Raw genomic sequence first — 16,790 nt, 5'->3', positions numbered from 1 at the left:
ATATTTAGGAAAGGAGAGAAAAAGTATGCAACACCGATTTTTGGAAGATGAGAGCAGCATGAAACCGACACGAAAGCTTCGGCAAGTCGTCGATTCCCCTAACGGGCACAAGTACAAAGTCGTGCTAGGAAAAGACCGTGGGTTCTTCCATCGTCAGCTTCATCATGATCAAAAACCTGTGGGGCCATGGCGTGCTGGAGCTCCGCCAGAATGGACATCTCATATGCTTCAGGAGGTGTTTGATGGGCTTGAAGCTCTAGCCATAAAAACCTAATTGCTCAACTCAGGTTATCAAATTCAAGCTGAGGGCATGACCGAGGAACTGCCATAGAGAATAGTAGTGTGCCCATAATGTCTGTGGCTGACGGACACTAAAAGACTCGGTAGCCTGCGGAATTATACATTATCGTGCGTTTCATACGAGGTGTGCCAAGGAGTCAGTGGTACTTCGCTCTAGGGTAAAACTTTGCCTTGTGTCAGTGGACAAAAGCTTTTCATGGTTTTGAAAAAAGTCTGTTGTGGCGCAGGCAAGAACAGGTCAAGATCAATCCTCGATAGTATAGATTATCAACAAACTAATTAATAAAAGTTGAAAGGAGAGCACCATGAGACGAAAAAATCGTTGTAGGGTCAAGCCAGGCGTCATTGCGCTTTCTGCTTGCTCGTTAATGTTGTTACTCTTCGGCATGTTTCCCGCCTACGGTGGGACAATGCAAGACCAAAATTCTGATGCAGCGGTGGCCTCGGGAGTCAAGGAAGGTAAAATTGTCGAAGTTGAGGAACAAACATTGGTGATCAAGAGCAGAAACACCGGAAAAATTCTACGAATTCCCATGCCATTGAACAGCCATAAAAATGCCAATGATTTTAAGGTCGGCGAACACATCGAGGCCGTGGTATCACCTGAGGGCATTACCACGTCTGTTGTCCATTTGGAAGGGCAACTGCGGCGGTAATCTCATCGCTGTTTTAGCACAACGGGATGTCCAGAAAAATGGAATGGCTACGTTAGGCATAAAACAATGAGGTGTCACTTGCCATTCCTTTTTTCTGAGCGGCCATGGATCCTTCACCTGTAGTAATTGTATCTCACCGAAAAGCCTCCAAATCTTGAAACTCTTTGTTCATCAGGTCCGGCACCTGATTTTTAAAAACTTTTTCACTTCCTTTTATGTCATTTTCTTCCATTGGCGTCTATGACAAATTGGTACTCGCAAGGCCTGTGGTGACCTTGCTGGTCGTTGGCTTGCTTGCCGCCGTTTTCGGGAATTTCGCCTTTGACTTTAAACTGGATGCCTCTGCGGACTCCTTGGTGTTGGAAAATGATGAGGCTCTTCGCGACTACCGATCAATTCGCGCTCGATATGGATCTGATGATTATTTGATTCTGACATACTCGCCTGAACAGTCCCTTTTTCAGTCCTCGGTGTTAGACGACCTGACTCAATTACGAGATTCCCTTGATGCCTTACCGCGAATTGCTTCTGTCACCAGCATTCTGGATGTCCCACTGATTCAAAGTCCTCCATTGACCCTTTCGGAACTGAGCGAAGGTGCCCCAACTTTGGAAGATCCAACGACCGATCCGACTCTCGCCCGTCGCGAATTCCTCTCGAGTCCTTTGTACCGAAATCTGTTGATCAGTCCTGATGGAAGCACGACGGCACTTCAAATCAGTTTTGATCGGGACAAAATCTATTATGACCTCCTCAATAAACGGAACCAGTTACGCGAAAAACGGCTTCAGTTGAAACTTTCAGAGAAGGAGACTAGAGAGCTGGCAACGGTCTCCAGGAGGTTCAACGCCTATACCTCAGAACGGTTAGATCAACAAGCTGAGGATATTGCGACGATCCGTTCAATCATGGATCGTCATAAAGGCATGGCTGAGTTGCATTTGGGAGGTGTCCCAATGATCGTGGCAGACTCAATAGCCTTTATCCGCCACGACCTGAAAGTGTTTGGCGCCGGTGTGTTGGGGTTTATCATTATTATCTTGACTATAGCCTTTCGGAACCCCCGTTGGGTTATCCTCTCCCTGATGATTTGCTTGGTGACAGGGCTCATCATGATTGGCTTTTTAGGGTTTCTCGATTGGCGAGTTACAGTCGTCTCTTCAAACTTCCTTTCTTTATTGCTCATCATTACCCTGTCTCTCTTGGTTCATCTGATTGTCCGCTATCGTGAATTGCACGAAGAGCATCCTCATAAGGATCAACGGTTCTTGGTCAAAGAAACCATCCGTACGAAGGTGATGCCCTGTGTGTATACAGCGCTCACGACCATGGTGGCGTTCGGCTCGTTGGTCTTCAGCGATATTCGTCCGGTGATCGACTTTGGGTGGATGATGGTCATTGGTATTATGATCGCCTTTGTTTTGGCCTTTACAGCGTTTCCCGCGGCCTTAATGCTGTTCTCTCCTGGCAAGGCCGCTTCACGTCGAGATTTTACTGAAACCTTTACAGGATTTCTTGCCCAAGGCATTCGAACCTATAGTAAATCGACGTTGCTCATCTGCGCTATGTTGGCCGTGGTCTGTGTTGTTGGCATGAGTCGCTTGAGCGTACAAAACCGTTTCATCGACTACTACAAGGAATCCACGGAAATTTACCAGGGGATGGAATTAATCGATCAAAAACTCGGGGGAACGACACCCCTCGATGTCATCATTGATGCACCTAACGATTGGCAAGCAGAGCAGGAACCGGATATCACGAACGATCCATTTGCGGATGAAACCACAGGCAATGCGGGCATTACCAATTCCAGCTATTGGTTCAATTCATTCAAGCTCGACGATATCGCCAACATGCATGCATATTTGGACAACTTATCGGATACGGGAAAGGTGCTGTCACTGCATACCGCATTCACGATGTTGCAACGATTGAAACGCGACGGGCCTCTTGATGATTTGTTCCTCTCCGTATTGTATAACCGCCTACCCCAAAATATGAATGAAACTCTCATCGAACCGTACTTTTCGGAGGAAGGCGATCAACTTCGTTTCAGTGTGCGAGTGTATGAATCGGACACATCCTTGAATCGACAGGAATTATTAAAAAAAATCCGTAACCATTTCGTTGAAGAATTCGGTTTGAACAATAACCAGGTGCAGCTTACTGGGATGATGGTGTTATATAACAATATGCTCCAGAGTCTGTTTCGTTCTCAAATTGTTACGCTTGGGTTCGTCTTTATCGCTATATTTGTCATGTTTATGATCTTGTTCCGATCGGTCAAAGTGGCGACTATTGCCATTATTCCGAACTCGCTGGCGGCTGCATTAGTCCTGGGTATCATGGGCTGGTTTAAGATTCCTTTAGACATTATGACGATTACAATTGCTGCCATCAGCGTGGGTATTGCGGTGGATGATACGATACATTATGTCCATCGATATAAGACCGAGTTTCAAAAAGACGGAGATTATTGGGCTTCGGTTCGGCGGGCTCATAAAAGTATCGGTCGCGCCATGCATTATACGTCGCTCACGATTACTCTTGGGTTTTCTATCCTGGCTTTGTCAGAGTTTGTTCCGACGGTTTACTTTGGCCTCTTGACGGGATTTGCTATGGTCTCCGCGTTATTGGTTGATCTGACTCTCCTTCCTCTCCTCTTTGTCCTGTTTCGACCTCTAGGGTATAAAACCTCGACATCTGTGTAGAATCAACCTTTGCGTGAAAATGGGCACTTCACCAAAGGCGGCACAGAGGGGTAAACAATGGGGGAGGGGTGTTAAATATCGCTATTCTCGATTTCTTGTGGCGGATATCTTTTTTCAATTCCTGATCTTACTGCGTTCCTGTTGAATCTGCTGAGGAGTGAGAGGGGTGTACCCTCTCTGCAAAAGCACTTCTTGTCCTTGTCGGCTCAATATGAAGTCTAGAAGTTCTTGGACTGTTGGGTCGAGAGGCTCATTGGAATTGGCATCACTATAGAGTGAAAGTGTCACCAGAAGAGGGTAGTGATCTCCCTGAACCTGTTGAAAAGTAGGAACAATAAAATCCGAATTCATGCGAGACTTCAAAGGGACAATCTTAACTTTTGTTGTCAGTGCGCTCTTGCTTGTATAACCAATCGCATATTTGTCGCGGCTTACCTCCTTCACCACGGAAGCTGAATTTGGAAGGCGTATGACCTGGTGTTTGAAGTCTCCTTCTTTCAGCGCATGTCGTATGAAATTCCGAAAATAACTGGATGACGCATCCTGCCCAATGATATTAATCGGACGCTGCTTCCAAGCACCGTTCAAGTCAATGTCTCTCCATAAATGTACGGGACTGTGGCCGCGGTTTCGAGTCATTGAAAATATGGCATCGATCTGAGCCAGTGTCAGGCCACGTTCGGAAATCGGGTTGGTCTTGTGTGTCACGATGATCATGGCGTCAATGCCAATACTGAGGTGAAGGGGAAAGGCATGTCGCTGTCTTTGAAACGTCGCTAGGTGTTCATCGGCTATGGGTCCCGAGAAGATTGCTATTGTGGGGAAATCAGTGAGGTTCCACCATTCTGGGGTGACGGCAACATTCACACTGCGTACTTTTATCAGTAGCCCTGGCTGCGAATTTTGTGCCGATTCGACAAGGTCTTCTACCAAATGGATTGTGCTGGTGCTCCCGATTGCTGTAATAGGCACGTTGGGAACAAATGATCTGGTAGGTTGAAATGTTGGAAGGGATAAGAGAGGTTGGTCGTTTTCTGATAAAAGATCGTTTCCAACCGATGAGCTGATTTGTGCTAAAGTGAGGGGGCCACTAAAACTTCCCGCCATCGCAATGAAGCTAAGACCAAAAACAATCCAACGGAAAACACTCGACATAAAAAATACGCAAAGCATCCATCATTTAAATTTCGATGAGGCAGTTTTTACAGCCTCACCCAGATCATTCCATGTCTTTTCCGCTTCTCCTTTAAGTTTTTCCCATACCTCATCCCCAGCTTGGCGTAACTCGTTCAGCTTTGTCTTTGCTGTCTCTTGTCTGCCTCGTAAATCGTTCACCTGTTTTTCCAATTCGACCTTTGCATCGGCACTAGCTTGCTCTGCTTTTGCCTTGAGTTTGTCAATGTCGGCTTTCCACTCGTCGAGCTTTCCTTCTAGTTTTTGTTGATAGGCTTCTTTTTCACTCATTAGAATCTCCCTTTCTCTCTAAGCTAAAGGTTATTGGAAAGAACAACTGTGACCTGGATAAATGAAATTTCAACTTTTCAGTTCCTTGGCTGGGCGTAATGTTCAGCCAGTCTGTTCTCATACTCTTGGGTAATGGGAATGGTTGGATCGAACTCTGGACAAGTTTTGATTTGGTCAACTGAAAGATTTACTTGAACGTCGTTTTCTGCCCAAGCAATAGAATCGACCCGAACTGGTGCCACGAGAGCCTTGGGGCCAGGTAAAAATTTTCGAGTGTCTACAACCAACCAGCGGATGGTCCAGGACAGATCATCAATGATAAAATCCTTAACCTCCCCCACTTGACTGTCTTGAGCTTGAATGCCATACCCAATGACCTCCAACACCGAGCGCAGCGAATTTTCCTTGGCATGTTGATAATCCGCTGCCATGTCTTCACTCCAGTGTGGTTCTTGAAGGCTCGGTCCAAGGCTCATACCGGGATAAGACCCTCCGAATAATGGCATTTCCCAATAATTGGGATAGCCATAATATTTATGAAAGAGTATTTCATATTCGCGAGACACCGGTGCATGTTCATCGAGCGGGGGACTGTCCTTGATTTGTTGCTTGGTGAGTTCCACGGGAAAGCACTTTTGGTCCCAGTCTGGTTCCATGAGCGCCGACGAGGCAATCAGCACCTTTCTCCCCGGAAGCCATTTCTGAGTATCGGCAACCATATATCGGATCACCCAGTCTCGGTCGTCGAACAAAAAGTCCGAGCTGCAGCCGATATTTCCATCTGACGCTTCGAGGCTGTGACCGATCATGGCATTGATATTCCGTAACATTTGCCCAACTACTCCTTGTGTGTCTCGGTTGTTAAGAAGTTTACATTTGGTGCGTCGACATAGATTTCGAGTATTTGATCGTGCTTGCCTATTTTTTTGAATCGTTGCTTCGTATACCCAAAGCGGTCATGAGCGAAGTCCTGATGATCATAGTAAAGCGTTTCATCTTTGGAAAAGACATCAGGCTCATCTCTTTCGGTATATTGGTAATGTTGCTTGGTTTTTATGACTATGGACGTTTGTTGTTTGCCTAGATTATTTACTCGTCACAACCCAATAATCTGTGACAATATTATGATTGCTCACCTTCATTTTGATTCTATCTCCTTTTTGTAAGACCTCATTTTTTTTCACTTCACTCAAGTCGATGTATCGAGGTGTAATGCCCTCCGTTTTGTCTTTGTTTACTTTTACGAGATTTCTTGCAACATCATCCACTGTTCCAAAGACAATCCTACTTGCTGACGATTCTGAGTGTGCCTGAGGGAGGGTATCTCCGTGTCCTGCAAAGGATGCATCCAATCCAATCAGGCCTAGAAAGGCAATTCCCATGCAGATGGTTTTTGCACTGTTCTTTATTTTTCTGATCATCTCAGTTTCCTCCTCTTACGATCTAATCGATATTGTGATTGTTTGGCCTCAAGAACAACCGGGCCTCATTTTTAAACGAACCCTCATACGTTGAGGTTATATCTGTGTAGGTTTAAGTCCCTTCTTTAAGCTAAAGGCCATTAGCGTTTCAAATTCTCCTTCATTCAAAATGCATATTTTTATCATACGAGAAGTACAAGATCGTTTCGATAGACAAAAACGTGATGTCTATTCTTTAAATGTCCACCAACGTTTTTATTCGATGAATTTTCATTGAAAAAAATGCTCAAAATCTTTGTATGGTGGGTTCCCGCGAATGAGAAGAGCGCTGATGGTTGCGACAGATAGTAGATGGCCTTCGGTTTTCACCGACGGCAGAAATCTTCAAGTCCGATGCTTCGTTTTGTTCGAATCAATTGTCGGGCTATGTTGGGGAGAAAAAATATAAAGTTCAGGTGCATTTTCGCATATCTACTGTAGGTGTGTTGAAAGGTGTCGTTGATGATTCATGACATTATCAATTGCCATGTGGAGTTCCGAAGGAGCACTCTGTTTAAGCACATATCCATCCACGCCAATTTGAAATGCTTCGCGCACAAAAGTTGGCTCTTCATGCATCGTCACAAAGATAACTTTGGTGTGATGCCGTTATTGTTTTAATTGTCGAGCAATGTCAAAACCACTTGCTTCACCCATTGAAATGTCAAGAAGGAGGCAGTCAGGTTTAAGACGAGAGACTTCCTGTATGACCAAATGACCTTGGGAGCAGGTCGCGACGATATGATATTGGTTTTTCAATAACTCCTGGAGACTTTCCAGTATCATTGTATGATCATCAACAAGAAGAATTCTTGGCTGATAAGGAATGGTGTAGGAACTGTCCATATCCTTAGTATGGGTTATATCTAATCCGTTAAGAATGAGGAAAAGAACAAGAAAATACACTGGTGAAAACCCTTGTTGGGTTTATCCGCTCATTACTGATTATGGAAATCAAAGGACTTGTCGATTCTTCGATGAAAATTTTCAAGCATGAGTGGACGAATTTGAATCGTACCTTAGTCAAAGATCGCTGAGGTACTTAATTGCCTCTTAATTCCACGGTTGGACCCAATACGTGTCCAGGGTTTTTCCTAGTTCAATGAACGACGCAACTTGATAGAATTCTTTAAAAGGGTGGGGTTGTTCAGAAATAAGGAATTAGAATGGCTAAAAAATGAGCAAGATATCTTAGTTCTGCAGTGGTGGGGTTATACCCTAAGATTTTTGGCTAATGAGGAATCAAAAAACGGAGGTGCATTCAAAATGGACAAAAAACGGCCAATCAACAAACTTCTTGTATTTCTAATGGGGACGCTTCTTTGTGGCTTAACATTTCATGGCACTGGAATGGCAACGCCTATCACTGATTATGACAATAATGCTCCGACCGACACTGGACTCAAGATTGCGAGCGGGGGACTCACGCTCATATATTTTCCCGTTAAAGCAGCTTACGCAGGTCTTGGAGGGATTGTTGGTGGTATTGCCTATGTCCTTGGGGGCGGTGATGAAGAAACCGCACAGGTTATATGGACACCCACAATTAAGGGAACATACCAGATCACGCCAGATCATCTGAAGGGGGAAAGGCCTGTTCGATTTTTTGGTCAAGCTGACTTTGGAACTATGTACTAAAATTGAGTTGCCCATGTATCGCCATGAAATTTTGGTCATGCCTCGGTAATGCATAATGAATACCTCCTGTCATGACGCGATAACACTGTCATGCGAACCGTACCAGAGTTTCGACCAAACAATTTTTGGGACTCGTGTGACATTGGCGTTGTAACTAACCGCCTTACGAATGGCCCTCTCCTATTAACTAGGCATGCCCAAATAATTTCAACAAAATACCCGTGACCCCAGCCAGACTTTCACCGGCAACTAGCCCGGCTGCCAAGGCCATAACAAATCGTTCCGCCCATGTTTTGGCGAATTTCATCAAGACGACGCCAAGAAGGGCACCGATAAATAGGGAGAGGGAGTTCCAGGCAGGAATCACAAAGGCGAGTCCCATCGTCGAGGCGCTTGGAATCCATCGGCTGATGTGTCCTGGCAATCTGTGAGAGAGAAGGACCATGCCCATGCCCAAGGGACCGGCGATGCCCATGGCCCATAGACTACCCGGAGGGATGGCCTCAATCCCCTGTTGGAACACTTCAGCAACAGCCTTCCATGTCGCGACGGCAGGAGCCGGCCATTCCGCGGTGAGCAGCATAGCTTGAGGGTCGGGAATTAAGATGAGGTAGACCGCGCTTCCCACAAGTGATCCCGTCAGGACTCCGAAAATCTGGGCTAAGGTTTGAAGGCGAGGGGAAGCGCCAATGAGTATACCGGTCTTGAGATCATGAAGCAGGTCTGCACATTGTCCGGCTGCCCCTCCCGTGACATTCGCGGCCATCAGGTTGGTGGTAAAATTCCCAGGAATAAGGAAACCAAAGGTCAGTTGAGTAACTTTTCCCATGGCTCCGATAGGGGTGATGCCCGTTTCTCCCGAAACCCGTCCGGCGACGATCGCAAGGACAAACGAGAGCAGAACCGCCAGGACAGCGACGAAGATTGAGATGCTGAAAAAGGCCACTTGGGTCCATACGGCAAATCCCAGTGCTCCACAAAGTCCGATGACAAACCAGCGACGTGGGACCTCATGGGGATCTTGGGAAACTGAAGGATTGGAAAGAGAGGTTGGTCGAGCGAGCAAAATCCGTCTCAAAACCGGTCTGAGGGACAAGGCAAACGAGGTAAGAGAAGCCATGACCATCATCGTCACCCCGGGCCAAAGCAACCATTCCACCATCGCTCCAAACCAATAGTCCTCCGGCTTGAGGTGTTCCATCGGAATCCACCCTTGGGTCAAGACCCATGGACCAATCACTCCCCAGGCCAGAATTGTCCCAAGCAAGAGGGAAAGCCCTGCACGAATCCCAATAATCGCACCAAATCCGATCATCAGAAGAGAGGGGTCAAGGATAAACCCGAGATTGGACAACGAGACCGAGGAGATTCCTGTGGGCCTAAGTGTTTCCCTGATGGTCCATGTCCAGTTCAGTGCCAGTTTGGGAATGGTCACGAATGCGTCGTTGAAAAGTTTTAAAAATCCGGCCACTCCAGCCGCGGTGAGGAGAACTTTGACGCGAGCCAGAGCTTCCCCGCCTTTTCCATAGATTTCTTTCACGGTTTCCGCCGTGGCGATTCCTGCGGGAAAGGGTAACTGGTCGCGCACCAGCATCTGCTGCCGAAGTCCGACTGCCACCACAATGCCAATAAGACTGACGGAAAAGACCCAGACCGTGAGAAGCGACCAGGACAATTTCTCACCCGTCAACATCGCTAACGCGGGAATGGGAGCGACCAATCCTGACGAAATGATTGATGCTGCTGAGGAAGCCGTAGTTTGATTGATGTTATTTTCTAAAAGACCCCACGGATGACTGTGGGACGTTGTCTCCAGTACCTTCCAAAAGGCAAAGCTGAGCAAGGCTGCCGTGATGGACATGTTAAAGGTCCATCCAATTTTCAGACCGCTGTAGATGTTACATGGGGTAAGGATGGCCCCTAAAACCATTCCCGTGGCAATGGCACGGAGCGTGAATTGTGGATCGGTCGTGTTGGGTGGGGAAAAAGAGGACATGTAACGAAACACACGAATTGACCAACAATTCGTGCTGGTTTATGTGGTGCTTTGATTCATGAACGAATTCTGATGTTCTAAAAAACGCCGCTGCCGTTAGTCATGAGAGAAAACCATCTTGGATTAAGGTGCTCTGAATTCACCCTCCTTCGTCGGAAATGAATTTCAAGTGGCCTGTTAACGGTCCTGTTGGTGAAGGATTACTCCCTTATCAGAATCGGGAAAATTAGATTCTTCAATCGGTTGAGTGGGAAAATCACTGTCCGATCCCAAGGTGTCTCGATCTCTCCAAAATACGGGATCACTTTTCATGTAGATAGCCAATAATCTTGCGATAGCATCCAACGCACTCAGATGTGTGCGTTCATACCCATGGGAGGAGTCCACACCAAAGGTAATTAGGGCGGTGCGAATGTCGTTTCCAGCTTCCACTGCCGAAGCACTGTCACTTCGATAGTCACAGAATATGTCTCGTTGAAATGGGATGTCATGGTCGACGCATAAGCCAATCAACCGTCTCACCAAGTGGAAATCAAAGGGGCCTGCGGAATCGGCCATGGCAATGGTCACGCCAAATTCGCTGGATGCTTGAAAAGGGGCGGGTGTGCCGTTATCGATGGTGACCATTTCGGCAACGTCACCGTGTAAAACGGCTGAGGCGCCGGAACCGACTTCTTCGGAAATAGTAAACAATAAATGGCAATCCATCGGAAGATTGGCTCCCGAATCTATAATGGATTTTGCCGCGGCGAGAATGGTGGAAACTCCTGCCTTATCATCTAAATGCCGCGAATTAATAAATCCATTGGGATGAATTTCCGGTGATGGATCAATAGCGATAAAATCGCCGATATTGACGCCGAGTCTCTGGAGATCATGCACTTTCGATAATGGCTGGATGAAGGCTTTATTGTCAGAGACAGCCTCATCGAGCCGAACCTCAAGATTCTCCCAGGACACCGGTTGTGTATCGATTTCATCCCCATATGTATGGCCGGAGGCTTTTAGGGGCAGAATCGTGCCGCGATACATACCGTTATCCGTGAAGAGGGTGATCCGACACCCTTCGGCAAACCGACTGGACCAACTTCCGATCGGAATGATGGCCAATCTTCCGTTATTTTTCAGCCACTTGACCATGGCACCCAACGTATCCAAATGGGCGACAATGGCCCGATCGGGGGACTGGACTTTTCCTTGCATCGTGGCACGAATCGCGCCTCGTCGTGTCAGCTCAAACGGAATCCCCAATTGTTTCAGTTCATCCGACACGGCATGAACAATTTGATCGGTGTAGCCTGTGGGGCTGGGGATCGCCAACAGTTTTTGCAAGACGTGCAGGAGATAATGGGTGTCAATGTGTGTTTCGGTCATACAATCCTCTATTTCGCCGGAAGCTTACATGGAATGTGTCGGTGTTTTAGTTTGAGGAAACAACAGGTCGATGAAGCGTTCTGCTGTTGGTTGTGGTTCATGGTTGGCAAGCCCCGGTCGTTCGTTGGCTTCAATGATGACATAGTCAGATTTCGAAATCGTCGGGACGATAAAGTCGAAACCGACGACGGGAATCGCCAGGGCTTTGGCTCCCACTATGGCGGCGGAGATTAATCCGGGATGAATTTTTTCTGTGACATCGTGAATGGTTCCCCCGGTATGGAGGTTGGCTGTTTTTCGAATAGTGAGGGACTTGCCCTTGGGAAGCCAGTCTGTGAGTTGATATCCACTTTCTTTGACACACCTCTTCGTTTCGCTGTCCATGGGAATGCGACTTTCTCCACCAGTCATTCGTGCCCGACGCTGACTTTGCCGTTCGATTAACTCGGCAATGGTATGGCGTCCCGTTCCAGTGATTCTTGCGGGTCGTCGAATGGCCGCAGCTACGACTTCATAGTTGATGAGTACGATGCGTAAGTCCTCGCCTTTGACGTATTGTTCCAGAATCACCTGATCTCCAAATTTTCCGGCATGGGCAATGGCAGACTCCATCGCCTTCACGGTGTGCACATCCACACTCACACCCTTTCCTTGTTCGCCAGTCGCCGGCTTAACGACGATCGACTTGCATCGTCGAAGAAAATCACGATTGCTTTTTCCTCCTTGAGCCACGACCTGGGCCGGAACGGATAACCCGGCATCCTTGAGTAACCGTCGGGTCAAAGTTTTATCCGCACATCGGCTCATCGCAATGGCGGTAGTGAATTCTGATAAGGATTCCCGGCAGGTGATCGCCCGTCCTCCAAACGTCAATCGAAAATACCCTGCTTCGGCATCCAGTACATCGACATCTATGCCTCGACGTCTGGCCTCATTGACGATAATCGTGGCATACGGGTTCAGGCGCTGGTCGGGAGACGGACCAGAGAATAACCGTTCATTAATTGTATTCCGCAATTTGACCGCAAACACGGGAATACGGTCAAACCCGAGTTTCTGGTACAGGGCAATCGCTTCATGATTGTCATGTAACACGGAGAGGTCCAGGTAGCTGCACCCGCGGGCTTTCATGCGTTTCGCGACCTGCCGAACCAACGCTTCTCCTACCCCGGGATGGGATGTTTGGGGATCTACGGCCAGGCTCCAAATACTACTGCCTTTTTCGGGGTCGTTAAAAGTCAGACGATGATTGACTCCCATAATCACACCAATGACCTCATGGGTTGCCTGATCCTTGGCTAGCAAATAGAGGATTTTTCGTGATCGACGATGTTTCTTCAGAAAATCGGGATCGACCGTCACCATACCCCGGGCCGTATAGATTCGATTCAGAGACAGAATATCGGCTTCCGATTGGATTGTGGTGATTTTAAATCCCGGGGTTCTATTCGGATCGGATGGATACTCTGTCAACCATAGTCGAAACGTGTGAGAAGGATCCAGGAAGAGTTTGTGGGGGTGAATGGACAATAACACATGAGGATCGCGTAAATAAAAAGCGATGTCTCGTTGTCCGGGACGTTCTTTCAGAAGGGTCGAGGCGACCTCTTCGGCCCCTGGAAAGGTGTGAGCAAAGATTAGGCGACCCCAACCACAGTCCTGAACGACTTTGGGTTTGACCTGTTGTCCTTGGTACGTCGCCGGGCCGATTTCCCAGCTTTTCACCGTTGGCCCACTGGGTCGTCGATCCGCGGCTGCAAGGAGAGGCACAGGCTTGGTTCTCAATAAATTCTATCTCCTTATTCTCTCTAAATGTCGTGTGCTTGAAGCCACAGTTCCAAGAGCCCGAGTTGCCAGAGTTTTGATCCCCGTAAAGGCGTAAGATGGTCGTCCGGGCTATGAAGTAATTTATCAACGTATGCTTGTTGGAATAGGCCACGTTCCTGACTGGCCTTGGATACCAAGGCGTCTTGCACCATTTCTAAATAAGGCCCTCGAAGATATTTTAGAGCAGGAACGGGAAAGTACCCTTTGGGACGATCGATCACTTCAGCGGGAATGACCCGTCGAGCAACATCTTTAAGAATACCTTTTCCGCCTTGGGCGATTTTCATCTCCGCGGGGATTCGTGCGGCCAACTCGACGACCTCATGATCCAAAAACGGGACTCGGGCTTCCAGGCTCCAAGCCATCGTCATGTTGTCGACGCGTTTGACCGGATCATCCACCAACATAATAGTGGTATCCAGCCGTAGAGCCTTATCAATGGCGCTGGAGGCGCCTGGTTGTGAAAAATGACGTTCGACAAAATCGTGACTATGATCCTGTTCATGAAATCGGGGATGAACGGTGCGGCAGAATTCTTCCTGATCACGATCAAAAAATTCTTTGCGATAATCCTCGACTGGATACTGACTCTTCAACAGCGGGGGATACCAGTAATACCCCGCGAATATTTCGTCGGCCCCTTGCCCACTTTGGACGACCGTGACATGCTTGGACACTTCCTGGGAGAGCAGATAGAACCCGATGGCATCGTGACTTACCATGGGTTCGGACATGGCTTGTATGCACCCTGGCAGGTTCGGGAGAACCTGGGCGGAATCTACTGGGAGTTTGTGGTGTTGGGTGGAAAACTCTTTGGCAATGATGTCCGAATAGAAAAATTCGTCCCCCCTTTCCTCCGCGACCGTTTCAAATCCAATGGAAAACGTATTGAGGCCTTGGGCGCCTTCAGTGGCTAACAGGCCAACGATGAGGCTAGAATCCAGTCCCCCCGACAGTAAAACACCGACCGGCACATCAGCAATCAGCCGACGCCGTACAGCCGTACGAAGGACATCATACAGTCGATCTTCCCAGGAGCGTGCATCCAGGGACTTTTCATCCTCACGTTGATCGAAGGAAAGGTTCCAATAGCGATGAGGTCGGCGTGACCCAGTCGGTTCAATAACCAACATGGTGCCGGGCTCAAGTTTCCTGATCCCTTTGAGTAAGGTGTGGGGTGCCGGGACCACGGCGTGAAACATCAAATAGTGATGAAGGGCCACAGGGTCAATCTCTGTGTCGATTTGTCCTCCTGCTAATAAGGCAGGAAGGGTCGAGGCAAAACGAAATTGTTGAGGCGATTCCGTATAGTAGAGCGGTTTAATTCCCAAACGGTCTCGTGCCAAAATCACCCGTTCCGAATCTCTTTCCCATATTGCAAACGCAAACATGCCGTTTAGGCGGTGAATGCATTCTTCCCCCCATGCATGATAGGCCTTGAGAATGGTTTCTGTGTCCCCATGGGAAAAAAAGGTATAGCCTTTCCCTTCCAGCTCTTTTCTTAATTCCTTGTAGTTGTAGATGGCACCATTGAACACAATTCCCAGACCCAATGCGGAATCCATCATGGGTTGTTGTGACGCGTCAGACAGGTCAATCACTTTGAGCCGTCGGTGGCCGAACCCCAGTCGTCCTTGAACATATAGACCCGTTCCATCAGGGCCCCGGTTGATCATCGTGGCACTCATGGCCCTCAATCCTTCGGGGTTGACTGGGTCACCTGAGAAATTTATTTGCCCGAGAATTCCGCACATAGTTCCTGGGACCTACACTGGAGGAAATAATCTTCGCGGAGCCTGGTTCGTCTTGTGGAATTCCATAAAATACAAAAGCAATGTTCCTAAGCCTTCATAATATCCGGAAAAGAAGGCCATCCTGAAGAATTGTCATTCTTTAAAATGGCCTATGTTTAAAAGAGATGATGATGTTGGTTGGGAGTTTTTAACCTAGTAACTTAGCTTGATTTTGTCAAACCATTCATGAAGTAAAGATTTCTCACACCAGCGAAACATACGCCAGACGAGTTTAATGAAGAGAACGGAATCAATTGCGGCTGTGGTGAGATTGGTATCCATAGGTATACTCTGACACGCCATGCAATATGCACTGGTTGTGAAAAGTGTCTGGGGTTTCGCATCTAAAAGTGGACATACACACGAAAGAGGTTGCAGTTGTGGAGGGCGCCCGAAGCCACCTTCATGATATTCGAATGCTTACTTAGCGGAACAGATTTTCGTTCACAATGTGTCAGGCTCCGGCCAAGGTCCTACGATACGAAGGTTTGTAATGAATTCTTTGCAAGCACGTGGCGAAAGTTATGATTCCTTCTCGGCGTAACGTGGAGCGATTGAGGTGTGAATATTCCCTTGCGAAGTTTGCCACCGGAAGTGCCATTCTTTCTCAATTTCAGCAAAACCTGTGGTAGGTCAGGAAGGTAGCCAGTCAGTCAGTGTTCACGAAGGAGCTTAGCGCAGAATGCTATGTTTCTGCTCAAATTTATTTTTGGTCTCCCGCTCGGGAGCGACTTTAAAATTAGAAGGGTGAAGTGAGGATTTATTGTAGATGATATTCTGGCGGTGGAGGGAGTCTGCAGCAGCACTCTCTCTGTTGATCCCGAATTCCCGCACGAAGGACCGCTGGTTCGAATGTGACTCCCCGAGATGTGGGTAGTCAGCAGCCAATTTTTCTCTCCAGTTTCCTAACTCTACCTTAGAATATATCAATTTACTACTGACTCACCGGTAAGATAGTAGTCACTAGCGGCAATCTTCATTTCCGTCTTTAACAGGGAAAGTACAGGGAAATTTCTCAATATGTAAGGAAGAAATCAAGCCTCCACGTGTAAATCCTTCGGCAATTCAATGGGTTTTGAGCATGGGTTAAGGGATATGACTATCCCAAACAGGGAATTAACAGGGAATTTGTCAGTTTCGTGATTCTACGAGTTATTTTACCCTATGACTTTCTGATTACAGGACTCCGGTTTTCTCAACCAGTGCTTCACTAGGTAATAACAAACAAATTTAATTTCTAAATTTTATCTTCCAGAACCTTTCAGCCTTAGAGAAACCATTTGTTTATTGAATAAGAGGTCGTGGGCTCCAAAGTATAATGGCGGCTCCGGCCAAACAAATACTGGCTCCTGCGACATCCCATCGATCAGGACTCACGCCTTCAACAGCCCATAACCATAACAGCGAGGATACAATATAAATCCCGCCATAGGCCGCATAGGTTCGTCCGGCAAAAGCGGCTTCTGAGCGGGTCAATATGACCGCAAAGATCACCAGGGATATGATGCCTGCTGTTGCCCACCAAGGCGAGCGGTCCAATCGGAGCCACATCCAGAAGGCAAAACAGCCTC

General features: G+C 47.5%; 13 protein-coding genes and 1 pseudogene. 4 read left to right on the top strand and 10 right to left on the bottom strand.

Features of this window, described 5'->3' with window-relative positions:
* The first annotated feature begins 25 nt into the window (after positions 1-25).
* The 3 genes from PPG34_RS15250 to PPG34_RS15240 all read left to right on the top strand — a co-directional run bounded on the left by PPG34_RS15250 (position 26) and on the right by PPG34_RS15240 (position 3,667).
* Positions 26-274: a hypothetical protein gene (locus tag PPG34_RS15250; RefSeq protein ID WP_313834301.1), complete on the top strand. Its 249-nt coding sequence runs from the start codon at positions 26-28 to the stop codon at positions 272-274.
* Positions 275-605: 331 nt separating this feature from the next.
* Positions 606-956 carry a hypothetical protein gene (locus tag PPG34_RS15245; RefSeq protein ID WP_313834300.1) on the top strand — a complete coding sequence of 117 codons (351 nt, stop codon included), beginning with the start codon at positions 606-608 and terminating at the stop codon, positions 954-956.
* A 215-nt stretch (positions 957-1,171) separates the two neighbouring features.
* Positions 1,172-3,667: an efflux RND transporter permease subunit gene (locus tag PPG34_RS15240; RefSeq protein ID WP_313834299.1), complete on the top strand. Its 2,496-nt coding sequence runs from the start codon at positions 1,172-1,174 to the stop codon at positions 3,665-3,667.
* A gap of 114 nt (positions 3,668-3,781) precedes the next feature.
* Here the strand turns inward: PPG34_RS15240 and PPG34_RS15235 are convergent, their stop codons facing one another.
* From PPG34_RS15235 to PPG34_RS15215, 5 genes and pseudogenes are all read right to left on the bottom strand, one after another.
* Entirely contained in the window at positions 3,782-4,639 is an 858-nt protein-coding gene (locus PPG34_RS15235) for a PstS family phosphate ABC transporter substrate-binding protein (protein ID WP_313834298.1), read from the bottom strand.
* 204 nt (positions 4,640-4,843) lie between these two features.
* Positions 4,844-5,131: a sll1863 family stress response protein gene (locus PPG34_RS15230; protein WP_313834297.1), complete on the bottom strand. Its 288-nt coding sequence runs from the start codon at positions 5,129-5,131 to the stop codon at positions 4,844-4,846.
* 77 nt (positions 5,132-5,208) lie between these two features.
* Positions 5,209-5,961 carry a hypothetical protein gene (locus tag PPG34_RS15225; protein ID WP_313834296.1) on the bottom strand — a complete coding sequence of 251 codons (753 nt, stop codon included), beginning with the start codon at positions 5,959-5,961 and terminating at the stop codon, positions 5,209-5,211.
* A 255-nt stretch (positions 5,962-6,216) separates the two neighbouring features.
* Positions 6,217-6,552, bottom strand: coding sequence for a S1 domain-containing protein (locus PPG34_RS15220; RefSeq protein WP_313834295.1), 336 nt, complete (start codon positions 6,550-6,552; stop codon positions 6,217-6,219).
* A gap of 471 nt (positions 6,553-7,023) precedes the next feature.
* Positions 7,024-7,437: pseudogene (locus tag PPG34_RS15215) on the bottom strand (response regulator).
* Positions 7,438-7,707: 270 nt separating this feature from the next.
* Between PPG34_RS15215 and PPG34_RS15210 the strand changes: the two are divergent.
* Positions 7,708-8,229, top strand: a complete 522-nt coding sequence (locus PPG34_RS15210; RefSeq protein ID WP_313834294.1) for a hypothetical protein — start codon at positions 7,708-7,710, stop codon at positions 8,227-8,229.
* A 187-nt stretch (positions 8,230-8,416) separates the two neighbouring features.
* On the opposite strand, the gene PPG34_RS15205 is transcribed toward PPG34_RS15210, so the two are convergent.
* From PPG34_RS15205 to PPG34_RS15185, 5 genes are all read right to left on the bottom strand, one after another.
* Positions 8,417-10,225, bottom strand: coding sequence for an OPT family oligopeptide transporter (locus PPG34_RS15205; RefSeq protein WP_313834293.1), 1,809 nt, complete (start codon positions 10,223-10,225; stop codon positions 8,417-8,419).
* Positions 10,226-10,402: 177 nt separating this feature from the next.
* Positions 10,403-11,599 carry an osmoprotectant NAGGN system M42 family peptidase gene (locus tag PPG34_RS15200; protein WP_313834292.1) on the bottom strand — a complete coding sequence of 399 codons (1,197 nt, stop codon included), beginning with the start codon at positions 11,597-11,599 and terminating at the stop codon, positions 10,403-10,405.
* Between the two features lie 24 nt (positions 11,600-11,623).
* On the bottom strand, positions 11,624-13,384 hold the full coding sequence (gene ngg, locus PPG34_RS15195; protein ID WP_313834291.1) for an N-acetylglutaminylglutamine synthetase: 1,761 nt from the start codon (positions 13,382-13,384) through the stop codon (positions 11,624-11,626).
* A gap of 23 nt (positions 13,385-13,407) precedes the next feature.
* The gene (locus PPG34_RS15190) at positions 13,408-15,180 is read right to left on the bottom strand and encodes an N-acetylglutaminylglutamine amidotransferase (RefSeq protein ID WP_313834290.1); all 1,773 of its coding nucleotides are present in this window, start codon (positions 15,178-15,180) and stop codon (positions 13,408-13,410) included.
* A 1,323-nt stretch (positions 15,181-16,503) separates the two neighbouring features.
* On the bottom strand, positions 16,504-16,790 hold a 287-nt coding region (locus PPG34_RS15185), incomplete at its 5' end, for a YnfA family protein (protein ID WP_313834289.1).

This window comes from Candidatus Nitronereus thalassa (assembly GCF_032191465.1).
GTDB classification, from domain to species: Bacteria; Nitrospirota; Nitrospiria; order Nitrospirales; family UBA8639; genus Nitronereus; species Nitronereus thalassa.
The sequence above is the reverse complement of the archived record's forward strand: the minus strand, read 5'-3'. Positions and strand labels throughout refer to the sequence as shown.